At 44.0% G+C, this 23,354-nt stretch carries 18 protein-coding genes and 1 CRISPR repeat array (1 of these 19 running past the window's edge); of the genes, 13 read left to right on the top strand and 5 right to left on the bottom strand.

The window, feature by feature from the left end; translation table 11 throughout:
• Positions 1-169 precede the first annotated feature (169 nt).
• On the top strand, positions 170-2,116 hold the full coding sequence (locus CAN90_RS11285) for an oxidoreductase (protein WP_085833920.1): 1,947 nt from the start codon (positions 170-172) through the stop codon (positions 2,114-2,116).
• Positions 2,117-2,354: 238 nt separating this feature from the next.
• Here the strand turns inward: CAN90_RS11285 and CAN90_RS11280 are convergent, their stop codons facing one another.
• The 5 genes from CAN90_RS11280 to CAN90_RS11260 form a co-directional block, all read right to left on the bottom strand.
• Positions 2,355-3,140 (bottom strand): SDR family oxidoreductase, encoded by a 786-nt coding sequence (locus CAN90_RS11280; RefSeq protein WP_085833919.1) that lies wholly within the window; start codon positions 3,138-3,140, stop codon positions 2,355-2,357.
• Positions 3,141-3,208: 68 nt separating this feature from the next.
• Positions 3,209-4,180: a transketolase family protein gene (locus CAN90_RS11275; protein WP_085833918.1), complete on the bottom strand. Its 972-nt coding sequence runs from the start codon at positions 4,178-4,180 to the stop codon at positions 3,209-3,211.
• Positions 4,181-5,050: a transketolase gene (locus CAN90_RS11270; RefSeq protein WP_085833917.1), complete on the bottom strand. Its 870-nt coding sequence runs from the start codon at positions 5,048-5,050 to the stop codon at positions 4,181-4,183.
• A 21-nt stretch (positions 5,051-5,071) separates the two neighbouring features.
• Positions 5,072-6,130, bottom strand: a complete 1,059-nt coding sequence (locus tag CAN90_RS11265) for a zinc-dependent alcohol dehydrogenase (protein WP_085833916.1) — start codon at positions 6,128-6,130, stop codon at positions 5,072-5,074.
• 20 nt (positions 6,131-6,150) lie between these two features.
• Entirely contained in the window at positions 6,151-7,587 is a 1,437-nt protein-coding gene (locus CAN90_RS11260; protein ID WP_159450378.1) for an MFS transporter, read from the bottom strand.
• A 333-nt stretch (positions 7,588-7,920) separates the two neighbouring features.
• Here CAN90_RS11260 and CAN90_RS11255 point away from each other — a divergent pair, with 333 nt between their 5' ends.
• The 12 genes from CAN90_RS11255 to cas2 all read left to right on the top strand — a co-directional run bounded on the left by CAN90_RS11255 (position 7,921) and on the right by cas2 (position 22,636).
• Entirely contained in the window at positions 7,921-8,958 is a 1,038-nt protein-coding gene (locus tag CAN90_RS11255) for an AraC family transcriptional regulator (RefSeq protein ID WP_085833914.1), read from the top strand.
• Between the two features lie 441 nt (positions 8,959-9,399).
• Entirely contained in the window at positions 9,400-10,047 is a 648-nt protein-coding gene (locus CAN90_RS11250; protein ID WP_085833913.1) for a TetR/AcrR family transcriptional regulator, read from the top strand.
• The gene (locus CAN90_RS11245) at positions 10,040-11,341 is read left to right on the top strand and encodes an MFS transporter (protein WP_085833912.1); all 1,302 of its coding nucleotides are present in this window, start codon (positions 10,040-10,042) and stop codon (positions 11,339-11,341) included. The genes CAN90_RS11250 and CAN90_RS11245 overlap by 8 nt, the downstream gene beginning before the upstream one ends.
• Complete coding sequence (locus CAN90_RS11240; RefSeq protein WP_085833911.1) at positions 11,326-13,647, top strand: ABC transporter permease; 2,322 nt, start codon at positions 11,326-11,328, stop codon at positions 13,645-13,647. Before CAN90_RS11245 ends, CAN90_RS11240 begins: the two co-directional genes overlap by 16 nt.
• Positions 13,648-13,650: 3 nt before the next feature.
• Positions 13,651-14,409: an ABC transporter ATP-binding protein gene (locus CAN90_RS11235; protein ID WP_085833910.1), complete on the top strand. Its 759-nt coding sequence runs from the start codon at positions 13,651-13,653 to the stop codon at positions 14,407-14,409.
• A 352-nt stretch (positions 14,410-14,761) separates the two neighbouring features.
• Entirely contained in the window at positions 14,762-17,173 is a 2,412-nt protein-coding gene (locus CAN90_RS11230; protein WP_085833909.1) for a CRISPR-associated helicase/endonuclease Cas3, read from the top strand.
• A 13-nt stretch (positions 17,174-17,186) separates the two neighbouring features.
• Positions 17,187-17,921 carry a type I-C CRISPR-associated protein Cas5c gene (cas5c, locus tag CAN90_RS11225; protein ID WP_085833908.1) on the top strand — a complete coding sequence of 245 codons (735 nt, stop codon included), beginning with the start codon at positions 17,187-17,189 and terminating at the stop codon, positions 17,919-17,921.
• Positions 17,922-19,787: a type I-C CRISPR-associated protein Cas8c/Csd1 gene (cas8c, locus tag CAN90_RS11220; RefSeq protein WP_085833907.1), complete on the top strand. Its 1,866-nt coding sequence runs from the start codon at positions 17,922-17,924 to the stop codon at positions 19,785-19,787. It abuts the gene before it with no gap.
• A 1-nt stretch (position 19,788) separates the two neighbouring features.
• Entirely contained in the window at positions 19,789-20,643 is an 855-nt protein-coding gene (gene cas7c / locus CAN90_RS11215; protein WP_085833906.1) for a type I-C CRISPR-associated protein Cas7/Csd2, read from the top strand.
• On the top strand, positions 20,640-21,314 hold the full coding sequence (gene cas4 / locus CAN90_RS11210) for a CRISPR-associated protein Cas4 (protein ID WP_085833905.1): 675 nt from the start codon (positions 20,640-20,642) through the stop codon (positions 21,312-21,314). Before cas7c ends, cas4 begins: the two co-directional genes overlap by 4 nt.
• Complete coding sequence (gene cas1c / locus CAN90_RS11205) at positions 21,311-22,342, top strand: type I-C CRISPR-associated endonuclease Cas1c (RefSeq protein ID WP_085833904.1); 1,032 nt, start codon at positions 21,311-21,313, stop codon at positions 22,340-22,342. Before cas4 ends, cas1c begins: the two co-directional genes overlap by 4 nt.
• A 3-nt stretch (positions 22,343-22,345) precedes the next feature.
• Positions 22,346-22,636 carry a CRISPR-associated endonuclease Cas2 gene (gene cas2, locus CAN90_RS11200; RefSeq protein WP_085833903.1) on the top strand — a complete coding sequence of 97 codons (291 nt, stop codon included), beginning with the start codon at positions 22,346-22,348 and terminating at the stop codon, positions 22,634-22,636.
• A gap of 158 nt (positions 22,637-22,794) precedes the next feature.
• A CRISPR array of direct repeats spans positions 22,795-23,354; the repeat unit is 33 nt; unit sequence GTCGCCCCTCGCGAGAGGGGCGTGGATTGAAAT; it runs 346 nt beyond the window's last position.

Genomic DNA, 23,354 nt, shown 5'->3' with positions numbered 1-23,354 from the left:
TATTATTTTGTCAATTTAATCCCGCTCTTTTAATCAAGTTTTATATTAATAACCAATAAATAAAAGTTGTACTAACAAATAAAAACTGTTTGTTTTTTACAATCTGTTTTTCTATAATGGAAGTATAGGCTTCGATTAGCCCATACCAATTTATAGGGAGGTTTTTTGTATGAATCGATATCCGCACGTATTCCAGCCTATTAAAATTCGAAATATGACTTTGAAAAACCGCATTCAGTATACGCCTATGGTGTGCTGTCTTTCTAATGCGGAGGGTGAGGTCACGAACGAAATGCTCCAGTTTTTAAGCGTTCAGGCAGCTACCGGGGTAGGTGTTGTGACCATTGGAGATACGCAGATTGACCATGAACGAGCTATGTGCTTTTACGGTGAACTAAATGTTCTGCATGACAAATACATTACCGGACTTTCCTTACTGTCGGAAGAAGCGCACCGTTATGGGGCAAAACTCTCCATTGAGCTTGCTCACGCGGGTCGCGGCGGAGTCCCCTCTATGAATGTAAAGCCTGGTTTTGCACCTTCTGATCTACCCATTCCGGGTTGTATGCAGGATTTAAAGGTAATGGATCGTGCTGATATGGATTGGGTGGTCGCAAAATTTGCAGAGTGTACTGCACGTGTTAAGAAGGCAGGGTTCGACATGGTGATGGTGCATAGTGGCCATAACAATTTGCTGGGGCAGTTTTTATCACCCGGCAGTAACCTGCGTACCGATGAATACGGTGGTTCACTAGAAAATCGTATGCGTTTCCCACTTGAGATTTTAAGAGCAGTGCGGCAGGCAGCCGGAGAAGATATGGTTATTGAAATGCGTGTAAGTGGGGATGAAATGACCCGAAACGGCCTGCGTTTTGAAGAAAGCCTAGAGTATGTTCGCCGAGCACAGGATTACATTGATTTAGTGAATTTCTCCTGCGGCAACGTGTTCATGCAGGAAGGCGTAAAGTATTCCGTACCGCTGTATTTACAAGAACATATGCAGAATGTCAAGTTCGCTGCGGCAGCCAAGAAAGTATTACATATTCCCGTTTCTGTGGTGGGTAACATTTACTCCATGGAGGATGCCGAGCAGATTATTTCCTCTGGGCAGGCTGATATTGTAGGCATGTGCCGTTCGTTGATGGCCGACCCCGAGCTAATTCACAAATCCAAAGAGGGAAGAGAAGAAGAGGTTCGTCCCTGTCTGCGCTGTATGGATGGCTGCGGAAAAATCTTCAATGGTCTGCCGGTGCGTTGTGCAGTAAATCCGGTGAATGGTCGCGAATATCGCTACCGTTACATTAAAAAGGCGGAACAGCCCAAAAAGGTTTTGGTAATTGGCGGCGGCCCTGCGGGAATGCAGGCAGCGCAAACACTTACCGAGCGCGGGCATGAGGTTGTACTGTTTGAGCAGGATGGGCAGTTAGGTGGTCTACTGCACGATGGCGGTGCCGTTACTTTTAAGGATTTAATGAGGCAATACACCGCGTGGGATATTCGTATGACTGAAAAGTGCGGTGCAAAGATTTATCTAAACACAAAGGTGACCGCAGAAATGCTAAAGGCAGAAAATGCCGACGCTGTGATTGTGGCTACCGGCTCTTCGTTCCTTAGACCCAATATTCCCGGTATTGACGGCCCGAATGTGAAGATGCTACGCAATGTGGAGCGAGAAAAGGCCGAAGTAGGGCAGAAGGTAATTGTGTGCGGCGGCGGACTTTCCGGTGTGGAGTGTGCGGTGAGTCTTGCCCGTCAGGGAAAAGACGTCAGTGTAATCGACCGGATTCCCGAAGCCGATTTCTGTAAGGAGATGTTCTCTATTACTCGAACTGCTCTGTTTGATGAAGTGAAAAAATATGGCGTCAGATTGATTGGCGACAGAAAAATCGTCAGCTTTACCGAGCAGGGTGTGGCTACTGAAGGTCTTAGAGGGGAAGAGCAGGAATTCTTTGCAGATACCTGCATCATTGCTATGGGTCTTAAATCCGAAAATGGATTGTTCAGTCAGCTACAGGAAGAACTCTCTATTCCGGTATATGCTGTTGGTGACTGCAGTTCGGTGGGAACGGTAAGAAGCGCAAATTTTGACGCATTTAACATTGCCGTGGAACTGTAAAGAATAAGATTGGTAAGACTAAATGCCTGCATGAATCTTTTTTCATGCAGGCAGTCTTTTAAATCAGAAAACATCAGCTCTGCCACTGCAAGTGATTCCGTATAGCATATGTTTAGGAGTATGAGTGGCTGAGAAATTGCTGGAAGAAGAAATTTTGTTGTTTCTTGAGATGTTTGCGGAAAGAGAATAGTATAAGGTTAATTTCACTCACTAGCTAAACGGATGATCATAACTATTATTATAGGGTTGTGGTAAATCCACCGTCTACGCTGATGCTCCAGCCGTTGATATAGTCAGAGGCATGGCTGGCCAAAAACACTGCTGCGCCCATTAAATCGTCTAAATCGCCCCATTTGCCAGCGGGAATACGGTTTGTAATCTTATTGTAGAAATTGGGGTCTGCACGTAACTCTCGATTCACTTCGGTTGCCAGAAAACCGGGGCTGATTGCGTTGGTTTGAATGTTATATTCCCCAAGCTCGTTGGCAAATACTTTGGTAAGTCCCAGAACACCGTGCTTCGCTGTGGTATAGGGCGGGCATTTTTTGTCCGCGGTATAAGAAAGAGCAGAACCAATGTTGATGATTTTTCCGCTTTTTTGCTCCATCATTATCTTCGCAACAGCATGGCTTAAATAATAAACTGCGTTCAAATCAACGTCGATGCACTGCTTCCAAGCCTTGTCGGGGTAATCGGGAAATTCATGAAAGCTGCTGACACCTGCATTGTTTACTAGAATATCAATTTTACCATATTCCCGAAGGCAGCCTTTTACCACGCTTTCAATGTAATTGGGGTCGGTGAGATCCCCCTGAATAAAAGCGGCTTTTTGACCCTGTGCTTCAATTAGTTCTTTTATTTCGTTTGTATCTGGGGTAAAGTGCGGAATATATAGGTCGGCACCCGCCTTGGCAAATGCCGTAGCATATGCCATCCCAAGGCCCATGTTGGCACCCGTAACAATGGCTACTTTCCCTTTTAGGCTAAAGTAATCCATAGAAAAGCGATTCAGCTGCTCATTCATATTTGATTCCTCCCTGTTATTAGGCGGCCAGAGCCGATTAGGCCCCAGCCGCAAAACATTTTTGATTATTACTTTTTCAAAAGCTCCAACGATGTTGCCGCAATCCCTTCGGGATCCATACCATAATAGTGATACACAGAGTCGGAGTCGCCCAAAATAGCAAATTCATCCGGCAGCCCGATCCTTCGGAACTTACCGCTAAAGCCTGATTCTAGCAGGGTTTCTGCTACGGCTCCGCCCAAGCCGCCATTGATGGAATGCTCTTCAACCGTAACAATCACCCCGGTTTCTTTTGCACACTTGATAAGCATTTCAGTATCAAGCGGCTTAATGGTATGCATATCGATGACACGGGCAGACACCCCGTGCTTTTCTTTCAGAATTTTTGCACCCATCATAGACCAGTACACACTAGAGCCAGCCGAAATAATGGTCAGATCGCTGCCCGGAATGGTTTCAATCGCCTTGCCAAATTCATACTCATAATTGGTGTCGGCGTACACATTTGGCGAACCTCCGCGGTCAATGCGGATAATCATGGGCCCCTGAAAGTCCATGGAACGGCGAATCGCCTTGCAGCATTGGTCAGCGTCAGCGGGAACTTCAATTGTCAGGTTGGGAATCGCGCGGTACAGCGCTAAATCTGCCACACAGTTGTGAGTCGGCCCGCCGCCGGCAGTAACACCCGCGTGTGTTCCAATCAGCCGCACATTTACGTCATTGTAGGCAATATCCGTGTGAATTTGATCCGCTGCCCGCAGGGGTAAGAACGGCCCAAATACTTGAGAAAACACGATTTGGCCTGAAAGTGCAAGTCCTGCAGAAGCGCCAACCTGATTTGGTTCCGCAATGCCAAAGTTAAAGCAGCGCTGCGGATATTTTTGAATGAGTTTACCGGCACTGGAAGATGGCGCTACGTTGTCTGAATAAGTAAAGACAAAATCCAGCCCGTCATCTGCCATACGCAGCAGCTCTTCGCCGTAAGCCTCACGGGCATTACTCAGCATTTGGTCAAAATCAAAAGTGCTCTGAACAGCCATTTATCTCACCCTCCTGTTTCTTTCTACGGATTCTAGCGCTTGCTCCAGCTGCTCTTTGGCAATTCCGCCGCCGTGCCATTTGTAGCTGTTTTCCATAAAATCAACGCCTTTGCCTTTTACCGTATTCGCAATGATAAAGATCGGCTTGCGCTGATATTCTGGTTCAGCCGGGGGAAGGCTTTGTAGCACCTCGCATACCTCATACATATTGTTTCCGTTGATTTCCCGCACGTCCCAACCGAAGGCCTCCAGCTTTTTATCAAGCGGATCAAGGTTCATAACAGTTTGAGTAAAGCCAGTCATCTGAACATGATTTCTATCTACAATTGCAACGAGGTTTCCCAACCGAAAATGCCCCGCAGCCATAATGGCCTCCCAATTGCTGCCTTCATCCATTTCTCCGTCGCCGACAATAACAAAGGTTCTCCAGTTCTTTTTCTGCTTGCGGGCACCCAAAGCAAGCCCAAGAGCAATGGGCAGGCCATGCCCCAGAGAGCCGGCGGAGGCTTCAATTTCCGGCAAATATTTGCGGTTGCAGTGCATCCCGAATTTTGAGTCGCATAGGCACTCGAAATGTTCCACCATATAATCCTGTGTGTACATTCCTAAATCCGAAAAAATGGTGTATAACGTTTCACTGCAATGGGCCTTTGATAAAATCAGCCGATCGCGGTCTTCCCATTTGGAGTTTTTAGGATCATAACTCATATAGTTGTAGTAGAGTGCCACAGCTACCTCTACCATAGAAAGCTCGCCCCCCAAATGACCCATACCAATGCGGTAGATGAAGTTGAGAAGATCTTTGCGGATTTTCACACTCTTATCCTCTAGTTTTCGAACCAGTTCCATATCAACACTTGTTTGATACATAAAAAGCACTCCTTTCAGTGTTTATTCACCCTCAATTTGATTGCAACGAATGAGGATTTTCGGATATTTACCAGAAATCTGTGCGCGGAACGCTTCTTCCGCATCATCAATGTCGTACACCTGTGAGATGAAGTCGTTGAGCTGCATTCTAGGAAGAATCTGTGCGGCACGTGGGAACGCGTAGGGTGCCACATAAAGTCCAGAGATGGTCAACTCGTGAAAATAGCAATATTGATACAGATTCAGGGGCATTTCATAGGTGTTGGGGTACATGGCGGCATAAATCAACTCGCCACCTTTTGCGGTAATTTCCGGCAGAGGAAGCACCGCTTTTGTAGAGCCAGAGCAGTCGATCACCACGTCGTAGCCACGGCCTTCAGTCAGTCGCATCGATTCCTGAACGACATCCTGCGTGGAGGGATTAATCGTATGATCGGCACCGAATTTTTCAGCCAGCGCACGCCGTTCTGCAATGGGTTCAATCAAGGTAAGGGAGGTAGCCCCCATCATTTTAACGGCTTGCAGTGAAAGCAGTCCGATTGGCCCGCCGCCGCAGATTGCCACACGCTGACCGATTTTCATGCTGATTTTATCCATCAGCCGTACCGCAATGGAAACCGGCTCGAGCAGGCAGCCTTGCTTCAGGCTAACGTCATCCGGTAGCTTATAGACTTGGGATTCATGCCATACGATGAATTCCGACATGCCTGGGCGGTTGTAGTCCCCGCCGTGCTCACAAAACTGCTGCTGACCGTTTTGGCAGTAGTAACAGGTGCCGCAGAATTTTAGGAAATTTCCCGCAACGCGGTCGCCTATCTTCAGCCCTTTTTTTACTGCTTTCTTGCCCAGAGCTACAATTACACCAGAGACCTCGTGTCCGATGCCAAATGGTGGTTCCCAGCCAAAGATGTTTTCTACCAGATGCGGGTCGGAGCCGCAGATGGCGCAGTAAGCAACCTTAATCTTAACATCCTCATCGCCCAGTGGTTGCTCGGGGATGTCTAGCACCTGTACCTTGCCACGGGTTTCTTCATTGGGGTCGCGCAGACTGCCTACTTTAACAACGGTAACTGACTTCATAAAAAAACCTCTCTTTCCTATCATTCAGACATTTCTTCTGTAATAAGGCCGTCACGCACGGCGATTTTATGTTGAATTTCTGCAACACGTTCTTCGGTCAGCTGATAAAAAGTCGCAAAAATTATAAATGTTATCACCATGACAATACAAGGAAGGATAGAGGACATCATTCGGATGCCTCCCAAGGCTTCTGCGGTTTGGATTGCATTCGGCACATATTTTACATGGTCCAGAATCATTGTGGGAATTACTCCACCAATCGTCATGGAAAACTTCAGTCCCAGACCAATTAGTGTCATTACAATTGCGGTAAGGCGGCGGCCTGTGTTCAGGTCGGCATACTCTACTGCATCAGTAATAATTGACCACAAGATTCCCATTAAAATGCCGTAGCCAAAGGAACTTACTCCACGCGAAATCATCATCATGCCAATACTGCCCGCAGGTACAAACCACAGCATTCCTGCACCTATGGCCCCTAGTGCCAGCCCTAGCAGAACGGTGCCTTTCTTTTTTATTTTGCGGCACAAGGCTGGAACAAACGGCACCCCTGCGACAGAAGGCAGCACGTTCATCATAGAAAACCAAGCGACCAAATCGGGACGTTGTGCAAAGTAGGTCATGTAATAAACACCAGAGGAGGACTGAATGGTATTAAACCCATAAACACCAAAGAACAGCAAAAATAGAATAACGCCGGGTTTATTGTGGCTAACCTGATGAAGAACGTCTTTTAAGCCAGCTTTTTGTTCGTGGGAGTGAACAGGGATGCGCTCCGTAACCGTTCGATAGGCGTAAAACAAAAGTGCTACCATAATCACAGCCATGCAGGCGGTAGTGAGCATATAGCCGCGTGCCAGAGTCATGTATTGAGAAAAGAACCCGCTAAGTAGTGGAATGGCGAGTGCTACAACTACGCCGCCGCTTTGGGCAAACATCATACGCATTGTTTGTAGCTTCGTACGTTCATCGGGATCCGCAGTCATAATAGAAGAAAGCGATATGTAAGGTTGAATAATGACAGTGTATAAAATGTTCAGTAAATTGTAAGTGATATAAGCCCATGCGAGCTTCCCGGCATAGCTTAAATCTGGCACTGTGTAGGCCAGTACCGCCATCACGCCGAATGGAACTGCACCATAAATTAAATACGTTTTGTATTTGCCGTGTTTGGGGTTCAGCCTTTCGGCGATGGTTCCCATTACCGGGTCTGCAAACGCGTCAAAAAAGCGAGACAGCAGGAACATGAGCGCCACGTCTTTCACTTTTAAACCGAAAATATCGGTGTAGAAAAACGTAATATACATCATAATGCATTGGAATACGAGGTTCATAGCGAAATCCACCAGAGAATATCCTGCCATTTCTTTGCGAGGAAGCTTGTAATACCCAGGCTGGGGGCCGGTTTTTTGCCAGGGCTCGCTTTGCTCTTTGGGTGGCGATATGCTTTGGTTCATATTAAAAACCATCCTTTCTCCCTTTGAGTTTTCAGTAGAACTGTGTGTGGTGGCAGATAAAATCGATGGAAAGAGTCGCTCTATTTTCAGTATATTAAAATAAAAAAATTAAACAATGTTTCAAATGGACGTACAAATGTTACATAAAGTCCTCTAAAACGAGGGTTGAATCTTATTTTTTGTTTGTGAAATAGTAAGCGTTATTTAAAATCACGAAAGGTTGCAATGGATTGAGCGGAAGGACAAGCGAGTTTATCGGATTGATTTAAAATCAATCTTTCATAAAGACCTGTTTTTGTTTTATTTGTCTAGCCTAAAAATTATTGTAATGACATGAATTTTATGGTACAGTCTGAACAAAGAAAATGGAATAAAGATCAAAATGAAAAAGCCGGTTTCTGGAAGCAAAAAACCAAAGCAATCGAATGCACAGGCAAACGGTTGCTTTGGTTGGCTCTGGAACGGGAGGAGAGAAAAGAAATGTATCATCAAAAGCAGTTACTGCTTTATAATTCCACGCTGACCAAACTACCCATGCTTTCCAGTGACTTAACGGTGAATTACATAGAAATGCTTGACAGCAGTTGCGTGGAGTTTCCTCATACACACTTGGATTATGAAATTTATTACTGCCTGGAGGGGGTTCTAAACATACAGGTAAAGGACACACGACTATCTCTTGAGGCAAACCATTTCGTGCTAATTTCTCCCGGATGTATTCACGGTTCTATTTATGAGCCGAATCGTGCCAAGAAATATTTTGTGTTTGTTTTTAATATTCCTAACCCGCAGGGTTTTAAAAAAAGTGAAGTAGTTGAAAAAAGTTTTTTTGAATTGTTTCATCAATGTTTTCTTCCTGATTCCTTTTTCCATGGAAAAGATAGAAATCACTGCCGCCGGTTAGTAGAAGCAATGAACCTTGAACTAGATGAGCGCAAGTACGGCTGGGAGCTTATGATGCGTAACCATTACCTCAATTTTATCATTGGGGTACTTCGCAATCTGATTCCGACCACACCAGCCGTCAAAGAAAATGAATTCGGCAATAACCTGGCCATTGAGATAACAAAATTCATGCACAATAATTATGATAAAAATATTACATTGCAGGATGTAGCAAATGCAATTTATGTAACGCCCCGCCATGTCAGTAGATTATTTTTGGAATATTTCGGGCAGAGTTTTCAAAAGACTTTAAGTATTTACCGCGTAAATTACGCGAAAAATTATCTACTTGATACAGACTATTCGATTGAAAAAATCGCAGGTCTTGTGGGCTTTGCGAGTGCGCAAAGTCTGTACAAACTGTTTCGGGAGCTGGAAGGAATCTCTATTTCAGAATACCGAGCTCAAAATCACAGCAATAAGTAGTAGAATTGCATTCGTGTATCAAAGGAATATTTTAATATGCGAATTGATGAAAAAAAGTATGATAAATAGCTGTATCATTGAATGTGTAGATAGAGCTTTAGTCTTGTACACGGGTCGCTTCTTGACAATAGGAGTATCTTCGCTATTCGTACAATTTTAGTTACCTGTTTGAAGATTTTGGTGCAGGTCTGCAATTCACAGACCATTAGAGAATAAGACTAATATCATTTAGTAAGAAATAGAAGAGTTAGTTTTTAAGAGAAAGGATACAGCGTGATTGCCGTATCCTTTCTCTATTAATTCTTAACGGGGACTTATAGCACTAGCATAGCGATGAGTATTTCAGTGGTTAAAAATGAAGATTTAAAATAATAGATTGACAAAAATCAAAGAGCCCCCTACAATTAGACTGAACGTCAGTCTAATTGTAGGGGTAATTATATGCGAATAGTTAAAGATGCCGATGTGCGTAAAAATGAAATATTAGATGTCGCTGAAGAGCTTTTTCATAATAACGGGTTTGATAACACAACAATAAGTGCAATCATCGAAAAAGCCGGAATTGCGAGAGGGACGGTATACTATCATTTTAAATCAAAAGAGGATGTTCTAAACGCTCTTATCGAGCGACATTGCGAGAGGCTGTTAGAGGATGCAATGCAAATTGCGAAGGATACCAGCATTCCGGTGATGGAACGCCTCGTTCAAACCCTTATGGCTATGAATGGAGAGAAGAATGGAGCGCCAAGCGTACTTACCCAGCAAATGCACAGGCCGCAAAATGCGTTATTACACCAGAAAACCCACCAAACCATGCTGGAGGGTATTCCACTAATCCTGATGCCAATTATAGAGGACGGCATACGGCAGGGTTTATTCAATACGCCATACCCTTATGAGAGCTTAGAAATGATAGTCGCACATGTGAATACTGTTTTCGATGATTATTCTGAAAAACTCACTCAGGAAGAACTGCACAAAAGAGTGAAGGCATTTATATTTAATTTGGAACGAATCTTTGGAGCGGAAACAGGAAGCTTTTACAGTATAAAAACACTATTTCATATGGAGGGTGGTGCGGATGAATAAAACCAGAAACAATTCTTTTCTAAAATTCGGGATGCTTTGCTCCGGCGCTTTTATCGCTGCAATAGGCAACGGAATTAGCTCTTTTGGTCTGGGAGTATATGTATTTCAGCAAACGGGGCTTGCGTCCTCCAGCACACTAATTACCCTGCTCGCTTTTTTGCCGGGACTGTTGCTTACTCCTTTTGCAGGGGTACTTGCTGATAGATACGATCGTAGGCTTTTAATGATTCTTGGGGATGGCCTCTCTGCTTTTGGGCTAATATATATCCTAATTTGCATGATGATGGGAGAAGCACAGGTTTGGCAAATCGGAATTGGAGTAACGATTAGTTCCATTTTTTCTTCCCTTATGGAACCCTCGTTTAAAGCAACGGTAACAGACCTTTTAACTGAGGAAGAATATTCAAAAGCCAGTGGCCTTGTGCAGCTCAGTGGCGCTGCAAAGTATTTAATATCACCACTCATAGCCGGTTTTCTTCTAACGGTTTCTGATGTAAAGCTTTTGCTTGTTATTGATATCTGTACCATTTTTATCACGGTGACAGTAACCACTATTGTTCGAAAAGGTCTTATTTCGAAGGATATGGTTGCAGGTGAATCCTTTCGAACAGAGATAAAAACAGGAATGAAAGCACTGACCAATAATAAGGGTGTATTTGCACTGGTGCTGTCTGGAATCGGAATTTCTTTCTTCCTGGGCTGTGTGCAATCTCTTTATACGCCTTTGATTCTTGGGTTTGCCGACAGCTCGGTGCTTGGTTTTTCCACTACCGTTTCCGCGTCTGGTATGCTGGTAAGCAGCCTTATTCTGGGAATGATAGCCGTAAAGAAAAACTTCACCAAGGTGCTATCTATATCACTTTTTCTTGCAGGAATATTCATGGCAGGCTTTGGCCTTCGTGAAAATATTGTATTGATTTGTATTTTCGGTTTTCTGTTTTTCTCTATGCTTCCCTTTGCAAATATGAGTCTGGATTATTTGATTCGCACCAATATTTCAAATGATGTACAGGGTCGGGTTTGGGGGCTGATTGGCATCATCTCGCAGCTTGGCTATGTGCTTGCCTACGGCCTTGTAGGGCCACTTGCCGATTTTGTTTTTATCCCCATGCTTACACCCAATGGAATCCTCTCCAGTAGTGTGGGTAAGCTTATTGGTACAGGAACCGTTCGGGGGATTGGGCTTTTAATTATACTAGCCGGGTTCTTACTTTCTGTAACAGCGATTCTTTTGTATCGTATTCCATCGATTCGAAGATTAGAAAAAAGAGGTGAAGTATGTACCGAAAACTAATTGCAAATGATTTTAAAAAGAGTAAGCTCATCTCGATTACAATCACGGCTTTTATTTTACTCGCGGCACTGCTTACTTCTCTTGCGGCAATCCTCTCCGTGAGCCTGTTTACCTCAATTAATGGTATGATGGAGAATGCAAAGACAAGCCACTTTTTGCAAATGCATTCGGGTGAAATAAACATGCAGAAGCTTTCCTCTTTTGCAGAAGAGCAGAACAATGTAGAAGATGTTCAGGTCTTACCTTTTTTAAATATAGAGGGGACTCAAATTAAAATTGGTGCAAATTCTCTCGCGGGTTCCATTCAAGATAATGGACTTTCTGTGCAAAGCGAACGCTTTGACTTTCTGCTGGGGTTAGATGGAACTAAGTTACAGCCCAATGAGGGTGAGATTTACGTTCCCATCTATTATTACAAAAGTGGTCAGGCAAGCATTGGTGACCGTGTTGTAATCCATGGGGTAGAATTTCAGGTAGCTGGATTTTTAAGGGATTCACAGATGAATGCTTCCATGATTTCATCCAAACGTTTTCTGGTGAATCAAGCGGATTTTGAAAGAGTGAGAGAATACGGGAAGCTGGAAAATCTAATCGAGTTTCGTCTAACAGAGCCTTCTGCTGCATCAGCACTGGAAGCGGCGTATCTTTCTGCGGGGCTTCCCGCAAACGGGCCGCCAGCTATCACCTATTCACTGTTTAAAATGGCTAACGCAATAGATGATGGGATTATGATTGCAATACTTATTCTGGTTAGTGCCCTTGTAATTATTGTAAGCTTTTTATGTATCCGTTTTACACTGCTTGCCAAAATAGAAGAGGATTACCGGGAAATTGGTGTGCTAAAAGCGATTGGAATAAGAACCCGTGGCATCAAACAGCTTTATCTTGTCAAATATGGTGCTCTTGCAGGGGCTGCCTGTATAGCTGGATTTTTCGTTTCACTATTTGCAAAAGAGCCTTTCTTAACCAATATGCGTTTGTATATGGGTGAGACTGGTGGAGCACAGCTTGGCATTGTATTTGGAATGCTAGGTGCATTGCTTATATTTGGCGTTGTAATGCTGTATGTGAATGGCGTTTTACAACGTTTTAAACGAATCTCAGCGGCGGAGGCAATTCGTTTTGGAGCACCACAGGAAAAATCGAAAGTCACAAAAGGCTTGCGGTTATCTGGTAATCGAATATTCTCACCCAACGTTTTTCTTGGCGTGAAGGATGTTCTGTTGCGCAAGAAGCTATATGTTACCATGCTCTTTGTGTTAATTATTTCTTCGTTTCTTATGATTGTGCCGCAGAATATCTACAACACAATTGCTCAGCGGAATTTTATGACTTACCTGGGCATAGGTGAATGTGATATGCGTATCGATGTTCAACAGACGGATCACATTACGGAAAAAACAGAACAGCTTGCTAGCCTTATGGCACTTGATTCATCGATAAAAGAGTACACCGTACTAACGAGCTATATGTTTGATATGCGCATGGCGGACGGTTCTGCTTCCAAACTCAAGGTGGAGCTTGGCGACCATTCTAAATTCCCAATTGCATATTCAAACGGCAGAGCGCCACAAGGTGAGGCTGAAATCGCTGTCTCTAAACTAGTTGCAGATGACAAAAAACTCAACCTGAATAACAAAATTACCTTGATGGTGGATGGCAAAGAAAAAGCCCTTACCGTATGCGGTATCTATTCCGACATTACAAACGGCGGTAAGACGGCAAAGGCTGTTTTTAATACAAAAGATGATAGTATACTATGGAGTATTATTCCGGTAAGGCTTCAAAATGGAGTGAACGTAAGTGGGAAAGTGACAGAATATAAAAATTCCTTTTCTTTTGCTAAGGTAGCAGACATTAACGAATACATTAGCCAATCTTTTGGCGGTATTATAAGTGCGGTACAAAAGGTCTCCTACGCGGCTATCGCTGCTGCCGCGGTACTCACGATGCTGGTGACGCTTCTGTTTCTGAAAATGCTGCTTACAAAAGATCGTTACTCCATTGCGGTGCTCAAATCCCTCGGGTTTAAAACAAGGGATATTCGTATTCAGTACCTAGCAAGGGTCTTTGTAGTTTTAGCCATTGGTGTATGTATCGGTACAATGTTAGCAAACACACTAGGTGAGCTAGTTGGCGTTGGGCTCATTGCATCCTTTGGGGCATCCTCATTTCGTTTTATGGTAAACCCGATGTTTGCTTATCTGTTTTCACCCGTCTTACTGTTGGCTAGTGTGGGCGTTGCAACGTGGTTAAGTGTGTCCGGTATTTCCACACTTAAAATACCGGATTTTATTAAGGAGTAGCTTATGAAGAAAATAATCAGCGGCAAAGGCATTGTGAAAACATACGGTAAAGGGAAGAAAACAGCCAACGCCTTAAATCATGTGGATATTGATATTTTTGCTGGAGAATTTATTGCGGTGATGGGACCGTCAGGCTGTGGAAAATCGACATTGCTGTTCGCATTGAGTGGGACCGATACCATTAACGGTGGTACAATTACCTTTGATAGTCAAGAGCTCTCAAAGCAAAGCGAAGATGAGCTCGCTGATATACGCAGAACACAAATGGGCTTTGTGTTCCAGCAGCCAACTATGCTAAAAAACTTAAATGTTTTGGATAATATTATTCTTTCCAGCTTGCAAGAGCAGAGAGGGAAAGCAAAGCCAATTCTCAAGAAAGCAAAAGCGCTGATGCAAGAAACGGGTATATCTGGGCTGGAAGACAGAGATATTACAGAGGTCTCCGGTGGTCAGCTTCAGCGTGCAGGAATTTGCCGCGCGTTAATGAATGAACCACAGATTTTATTTGCGGATGAGCCGACCGGTGCGCTGAATTCGAAATCTTCGGATGAAATTATGGGGCTATTTTCGGCCATCAATAAAGAGGGCACCGCAATTCTGTTAGTAACTCACGACGCAAGGATGGCATCCCGAGCCGAACGAGTTCTATTTATGAAGGACGGAAAGCTGGAGTCAATGCTTTCTTTGGGGAAATATGATGGACACAATATGGAGAATAGAATCAATCAAATTCGTTTAAAGATGCGTGATTTCGATATATAGCCTCTTTAAAATTGGAATAAAATTAATATCGCTAAAAGCAATATAAGCTTTTTAGCTCTATAACAAAACCCGCATGGCTACGAAAACCATGCGGGTTTTCTTATGCTGTGCAACACAGGTTTTGGAGGAGATTAAAATGCATAACTATATTATAAAAATCGCCTCCTAATTTATTATGTAATATACTCATAAATTTGAAATATTTTTTTGAATATTTGGTTGATTTATTGTTTAATAGCAGGTAAAATATATGTAATATTATGGTATATCGTGTCACATAAATATTTGTGTCATTGGATAATACTTCATTTAAAGAATAAAACAATCATTCTGCAAAGAAAGGAAGGGGTTTATGGAAACTTATTTGGCTCATATTACAGAAATTGATGGTGTAAAAGTAGAGCAGACCATAGCAGAGCATTCCTTCCATGTGGCAAATTATGCTGCCGAAAATCTGAAGGGAATGGGGCTTTTTTACACAGCCTATCTGGCTGGCCTTTTGCACGATATGGGTAAGTGTACCGCTAAATACCAGCAGTACCTAGCAAAGGCGGCAGCAGGGGAAGATGTAGTACGCGGCAGTGTGAATCACACCTTTTGTGGGTGCATTTATTTGATGCAAAAATACCATGTAGGTAAGCCACAGGGAATGGGTACAGTTACCTGCGAGCTGCTGGTCTATGCCATGGGCGCTCACCATGGCCAGTTTGACTGCGTAACATTGCAAAACACCAGTGGATTTGAGCACCGCTTAGAAAAAGACCCGAATGAGATTGGGTATGAAGAAGCGGTAAATGCCTTTTTGCTAGAATGTGTATCAGCAGAAGAAATTGATCGCTACTTTTTATTGGCACAGCAGGAAGTTACCGCTTTGTTTGAACAGATTCGAACTCGTTTTAATAAAAAAAGAACGCAGGTTTGCTTTTCTATGGGGTTAGCCGCTCGCATGCTTTTGTCGGCTGTGATTGACGGAGACCGCAGAGATACAGCGGAGTTTATGACGGGAACGCGACTGGATTACCGCAGTGGAACCAGTGAATTTTGGGCGGAACAAATCGCATATTTTGAAGATAAACTCTTACAGCACGACTCTCAAACACCGATTAATATGGCAAGAAGTAGTTTCTCAGATCAGTGCCGCGGTTTTGCTACGCAGCAAGGTGGTGGAATCTACCGCTTAACTTTGCCAACGGGAGCTGGAAAAACATTATCCTCCCTGCGCTATACACTTCACCATGCAAAACAATTTGGCAAAAAACGAATTCTGTTTGTGATTCCTCTATTAAGTGTTTTAGAGCAGAATAGTGCCGTGATTCGAGATTACATAAAAGACAAAGCCAGCCTAACGGAGCACCACTCCAATGTGGTGAATGTATTTGATAATTTGGATGAATTAAACCAGTACCAGCTATTAACAGAGACTTGGGACTCTCCCATTGTGATTACAACGCTGGTACAGTTTTTGAATACCCTTTTTTCGAACAAGACAACGGCAGTACGCCGAATGGGCGCATTATTGGAATCGGTAATTGTGATAGATGAGGTGCAGTCATTGCCCAAAAGAGCAATGAATCTGTTTACCATGGCACTTAATTTTTTGGTATACGATTGCGGTGCAACCGTAGTATTATCTTCTGCAACCACCCCTTGCTTTGATGAAACGGATTTTCCACTGCTTTATACAAGCCCAAGCGAAATTGTGCCGCACCAAAAAGAGCTTTTTGGTGTATTTAAGCGCACTGAAATAATAGATAAAACATCTCCCTATGGGATGGCGGTGGAGGAGCTAGCCGATTTTTCAGCAGAGGTATTTGCCCAGGTAAATTCTTTATTGCTGATTTGTAATACCAAGGAAAGTGCATTTAAGCTGTATACAGAGCTGTGCAATCGCTTGGAAGATTGCACAGTGTTTCATCTTTCCACAGCCATGTGTATGGCGCACCGAACTGATACCCTGAAAAAAATTAATGCCGCGTTGAAAAATCGAGAAAAGATAGTCTGTGTATCCACTCAGCTGGTAGAGGCCGGAGTAGACTTTTCGTTTGAAAGCGTCATCCGTGTTGCGGCGGGAATTGATAATATTGCGCAGGCAGCAGGGCGCTGTAACCGCAATAATGATTTTGGAGGAATACGCTCTGTTTATATTGTTAATTTAAAACTAGATGCGGAAAAGCTGCAAATGCTGCAAGAAATTGCGACAGCGCAGCGCTGCTCTATGCAGGTATTGCAACAATTTAAAGAAAACCCAGAACACTTTGAACAAGATTTGCTCAGTGAGAAAAGCATTTCCGAGTATTATCAGTTCCTATTTAACGATGCGGATATTAAGGGGAAGTTTGGATTCCCACAGAAGCTGGAGGATGGCTCAACGGAGAATCTGTTTGACCTGCTTGCGGCAAATGAGCGCCATACCCAGCGACCGGAATATAAGGGCAAGTATTTTATGAATCAGGCATTTTTAACCGCAGGGAGCTTGTTTAAAGTGTTTGATGAAAACACGATTGACGTTATCGTGCCCTATAACGACGAAGCGAAAGAGCTGATTGCAGACCTGTTTTCTCAAAAATCTGCTTACAGCGGTGCCTTTTTAAAACGTTGCATTGAGAAAGCAAAGCCCTATACCATCCAAATCTTTCACTATCAGAATGAAAAGCTGAGAGAGTACGGTATGCTCTCGTATACTCAAGATAAGCGTTTTACAGCTCTAAACGAGCAATGCTACCATAGCAAAATAGGTCTTGTCATAGAGAACTTTATTTTTTGAGGAGGGAATTTGGGTGCAGCATAAAAATAGTGTGGAGTTCGAAGTCTTTGGAGATTACGCTCTGTTTTCAGACCCAATTACTCGCGTGGGAGGCGAAAAATTCACGTACCAGGTGCCAACCTATGAGGCACTGAAAGGGATACTGCACAGCGTTTTTTGGAAGCCCACGTTGATTTGGGTAATCGATTCGGTGCGGGTTATGAACCAAATTCAAACAGAGACAAAGGGAATCCGGCCAATTAAGTACCAGCATGGCCCCAACGAAACCGCTAACGATTTATCATATTACACGTACCTAAAGGATTGCCGGTACCAGGTAAGAGCACATTTTATATGGAACGAAAACAGGCCGGAGCTGGAAGGGGATCGCAACGAAAACAAGCACCACAACATCGCAAAGAGAATGATTGAGCGTGGCGGTAGGCGCGATGTTTTTATGGGAACAAGGGAGTGCCAAGCGTATGTAGTGCCTTGTGTTTTTGGTGAGGGTGCCTCTTTTTACGACAGCACACCGCAGCTTGACTTTGGCCTGATGTACCATGGAATCACCTATGCAGACGAAGCGTACTCCGAGCAAACCAAAGGGATGCTTACGGTGCGATTATGGCGCCCGGTTATGAAGAATGGTGTGATTGATTTTCTTACCCCACAGGAATGTCCTCACCATCGCCCTGTTCGAGAGATGGCAATGAAGCCCTTTGGAATGGAAGAACGGAACTTCACTCCAATAGAATCTGAGGTGGTTTAAATGGCATGGATGAATACGCTCTACAAGACCTATGAATCAAACAAAGAAATGGCTGGCAAGCCAACACAGGGTGCACCGCTTTCTCTGGTAGCCCATATGACGGCGAACGCACAAATCGAGATATGGATTGATCTGAATGGTGAGTTTCGTGGTGTTTATTCCATTCCCAAAGAGGATGCAAAAACAATCATTCCGGTAACGGAAAGCTCGGCCTCACGTTCAAGCGGTGTGGCACCTTACGCTTTGTGCGATATGCTCCCCTATGTTGCAGGGGATTTTGGGGGATATATATCATCTCAAAAGGAGAAAAAGAAAGCGGAAGAAAAATTTGAGAAATACCTTTCCGCACTCAAGGATTGGGTCGATTCGCCCTTTACGCACCCCAAGGTGCAGGCAGTTTATGCCTATACTGCAAAGCGGCAGATGACCCAAGATTTAATCAAATCTACGCTTCTGGAAGCGGAAAATGGAGAACTGCTCAATAAAAAAATAAACGGTAGTGTTTATGAAAAAGCACTGGTACGATTTCGAGTGCTTGGTACTCAGCCAGACGCTGTGTGGGAGGATGAATCGCTGTTTCAAAGCTATATCAAATATTACGCATCCTATCAGTCAGGAGAAAAGGACATTTGCTTTGTAACGGGGGAAATCGATGTTATATCTGTGAATCACCCCAAGGGAATAGTGGCCGCAAACTATGGTGCGAAGCTCATTTCTTCCAACGATAAAACCAATTATACCTTTCGCGGGCGCTTTACTACTTCTGGTGAAGCTTGTGCTGTTGGGTATGAGGCGACGCAAAAAGCACATAGTGCATTAACCTGGTTAGCCGCTCGCCAGGGTGTAACGGCGGGCATGCAGAACAAACGAACCTATATTTGCTGGAACCCAAATGGGAAAGAAGTAATGCAACTTGAAGACCCATTCGGTCTCGTGGATGATGATGCTCCTCGCTCGTATACCGAAGAGGAGTATAAAAAGCGTCTCATCCAAACCTTGCAGGGCTACCGGAATTTACTCGACAATAACGATGATATTGTAGTAATCGCGCTGGATGCCGCAACGACCGGGCGGCTTTCCATAACCTATTACAACGAGCTGAAGGGTTCCGATTATTACGACAGGCTTGCCGCTTGGTACAGCACTTGCCGTTGGTACTTTACTCGATTTACGAACGAGAAAAAACCCTATATTGAGGTGAGGACTCCGCCAAGCAGATTAATTGTGCGGTGTGCGTTTGGTACAGAGCAGGGTAATTTTATAGAAACGAGCGATGAGGTGATGAAAGAACAGTCGCAGCGAATTTTACATTGCATGGTAGACCGGCAGCCGCTGCCGAGAGATATTATGCACGCAGCAGTTCGCCGTGCATCCACACCACTGGCCTATTCAATCGGTAACCGAGAGAGACTTCTTTCCACAGCCTGTGCGCTGGTTGCAAAATATCATCATGATAAATACGAAGGAGTGAGTTACATGGCAATTGATTATGAAAATACAGACCGAAGCTATTTATTTGGCCGCCTGCTTGCTGTGCTGGAACAAGCGGAGCACAGTACGTTTTCAAGGGAAGAAACACGAGAAACCAATGCAATCCGTTTGCAAAGCGCGTATGTGAACCACCCGATGAGCACCTGGCAGATCCTTGAGGAAAAGCTCAATCCCTATTTTCAGCGCATGACACCCGGCTCCAAGCATTTTTATAAAGGCTTAATTGAAAATATTACGGAGAAGCTTTCAGAATCCGGAACGGAACAGCTCAATCGGCCTCTTAATGAATTGTATTTAATTGGTTACTATCTGCAACGGGCAGAATTTAGAAAATATAAATTAAATGAGAACAGCGATAATAAGGAGGCAAAATAAAATGAACATGCTTGAAAACAAAATTGATTTCGTAGCGCTTATTTCTGTAACAAATGCAAACCCCAATGGTGACCCTTTGAATGGAAACCGCCCCCGTACCACGTATACCGGTCATGGTGAGATTTCGGATGTTTGCATCAAGCGCAAAATACGCAACCGCCTACAAGATATGGGAAAAGCGATTTTTGTCCAGTCAGACGAACGCCGGGACGACAGCTTTGGCAGCTTAAGTGAACGTGCCAGCCAAACAATTACTACATATACCTCAAAGGATGACTACGCCGCGCAGGCATGCAGTAAATGGTTCGACGTTAGGGCGTTTGGACAAGTGTTTGCCTATAAAAAGGGCAAGGAGAAGGACGGTGTTTCGGTTGGGGTTCGCGGTCCGGTATCGATTCATCAGGCAGTCAGTGTTTCTCCTGTAGATATTAATAGCATGCAGATTACAAAGAGCGTAAACAGTGAGCCAACGGAAGATGGAAAGAAAAGCTCAGATACGATGGGCTCAAAGCATATGGTGGAATTCGGGCTCTATCAAATCAAAGGTGCCATTAACGTTCAGCTTGCAGAGAAAACTGGATTTACTCAGGAAGATGCGGAGGCCATTAAAGAATGCCTGCGTACCCTATTTATTAACGACACTTCTTCCGCAAGGCCGGACGGAAGTATGGAGGTCGTTCGCCTATTCTGGTGGCAGCATAACAATAAAATTGGCCAGTATTCCTCGGCTAAGGTGCATAACACCGTGCAAGTTACACTCAAAGAGGGGGTTACGTCTCCCCAAAGTGCAGAGGATTATGAAATCACGCTTCTGCCGCTGGAGGGTCTTGAGGCCGAAATCATAGATGGAATATGAAAAGCTACGAGGAAGATGATTTTCTAATGCTGTCGGGCATTCAGCATTTTGCTTTCTGCCGCCGGCAGTGGGCGCTGATTCATATTGAACAGCTTTGGGAAGATAATCTTCGCACGGTTGAGGGCGATTTGCTGCACGCAACATGTCACGACAGCTATTCCTCCGAAAGCAGAAAAGAAGTGTTTATATCAAGAGGAATGCCTATTTTCTCTCGCAGCTTAGGTGCTAGTGGGGAATGTGACATTGTTGAATTCCGCAAATCCTCTAAGGGAATATCCTTGCATGGGCGAACGGGGCTGTATACAGTTTATCCCGTAGAATATAAGCACGGTGAGCCAAAGGATAGCGATGTTGATATTCTTCAGCTTGTGGCACAGGCCATTTGCTTAGAAGAAATGCTTGGCTGTGAAATAAATGCCGGAGCCATTTTCTATGGGAAAGTAAAGCGGCGGCAAAAGGTAGAAATCACAAATGAGCTTAGGGAGCGGGTCAGGGCATTGTTTGCTGAAATGCATAGCTATGTTCAGCGTAGTTATGTTCCTAAGGGGAAATTTACAAAAGCATGTAATGCTTGCTCGCTCAAAAATTTATGTTTACCAAAGCTCTGCAAAATTAAATCCGTAGAAGAGTATTTGGATAAAAACCTTGGAACGAAAGAGGTGGGCCTATGAAAAAGCTTTTAAATACGCTGTATATTACAACGGAAAATGCCTACCTCACGTTAGACGGGGAAAATGTTGTGGTACAAAGTGATGGGAATACTTTAGGCCGGTTGCCACTGCATATGATCGACGGTATTATGGTATTTGGGTATATTGGTGCTAGTCCGGCGCTTATGGGCAAGTGTGCAGATATGAATAAATCACTTGTGTTTTTAAAGCCCAGCGGCCGCTTTTTAGCAAAGGTGACCGGCAAGTCTTATGGTAATATTCTTCTACGCCGAGAGCAGTACCGTGTTTGTGATGATTCTGAGCGCTCACTGGCGATTGCAAAGAACATGATAGCTTCAAAGCTAGCAAACAGCAGTGCTGTTATTAGCCGTGCTGTACGTGACCATGCACTGAGAATTGATACCGAAAAATTTTCTCAGGTTGGTGAAGCTCTACAAAACGGAAAGGTAAACGCTTACCGTGCATTGAATGCTGATTCGCTCCGAGGATTAGAAGGAGAGTGTGCAAGCCTGTATTTCTCCGTCTTTGATGAGATGATATTGCAGCAGAAAGAAGATTTTTATTACAGTGGTCGTTCGCGTCGCCCTCCAATGGATAATGTAAACGCCATGCTCTCTTTTTCGTATAGCCTGCTGACCTCTATGTGTGTAAGCGCACTGGAGGCAGTTGGCCTGGATGCATATGCCGGTGTTTTTCACACAGAAAGACCGGGAAGATGCTCTCTTGCGCTAGATTTGCTTGAAGAATTTCGAGCGCCCTTTGCAGATCGTTTTGTACTGACTAGCATTAATAAAAAAAGCATTTGTGATAAAGATTTTGTATCAAAAGAGAATGGAGGGATTCTTTTAACTGAGGAGGGGCGCAAGAAATTTTTATCTCTATGGCAACAGAAAAAGAAAGAAGAAATAATCCATCCATTTTTACAGGAAAAAGTAGAGTGGGGGTTATTGCCTTACGTGCAGGCAATGCTTTTGGCTAAATATATTCGGGGAGATATTGACGAATATCCTCCCTTTCTTTGGAGGTAGCCGATGCTTGTGCTTATCACCTACGATGTGAATACAGAAGATGCCAAAGGAAGTAAGCGGCTGCGTAAGATTGCGAAAATTTGTGTGAATTATGGTCAGCGCGTACAAAATTCGGTATTTGAGTGCCTGCTCACACCTGCGGAAATAAGTATTGTAAAGAGTCAACTACTTACCGTTATGGATGAAAAGAAAGATAGTTTGCGTATTTATCATCTGGGAAATAATTATAAAAGCCGAATCGAACATTATGGAGCGAAACAAACGTATAACCCAGAGGATTTAATGGTGCTTTAACGCGAACCATAAGTGCCCATGCTTTTACTGGGGGATTCGCACACGAATTTTCGTTTAATAGAGCAAGTTAAAAATGATTACTTGCGAGTTTTTCTTATTATTTTAAACAATACAACTGATTAGAAGAATGTAGTATGAAATAGATTGGTTGTTTTGCAGTCGCCCCTCGCGAGAGGGGCGTGGATTGAAATCTTTTGGTACGGCGGAGGCTGTTGACGCGCATCGTCGCCCCTCGCGAGAGGGGCGTGGATTGAAATTTTGTTGTTTGACGTAGGGACTACTACTTATATAGTCGCCCCTCGCGAGAGGGGCGTGGATTGAAATCCAAGAGGGCGTTTCCGGTCAACGGTGCTTTTGTGTCGCCCCTCGCGAGAGGGGCGTGGATTGAAATGATAAACCGTACATGCTCACTCATAGCAAGCTGCAGTCGCCCCTCGCGAGAGGGGCGTGGATTGAAATTGTTTGCTAGAATCAGAAGTACTTCCGATTTTCTTGTCGCCCCTCGCGAGAGGGGCGTGGATTGAAATAAACTTTACATATTGGGACGATACTTTTGGCATAGTCGCCCCTCGCGAGAGGGGCGTGGATTGAAATTCCTTTAGCATTATATGCCGTGGTGCTACGGCGGTCGCCCCTCGCGAGAGGGGCGTGGATTGAAATTATTTTGGCGGCATGGTTTTATCCGATTTGTTATTGTCGCCCCTCGCGAGAGGGGCGT

The organism is Clostridium merdae (assembly GCF_900176635.1).
GTDB classification, from domain to species: domain Bacteria; phylum Bacillota; class Clostridia; order Oscillospirales; family Acutalibacteraceae; genus Faecalispora; species Faecalispora merdae.
This window is presented reverse-complemented; position numbering and strand designations above follow the sequence as displayed.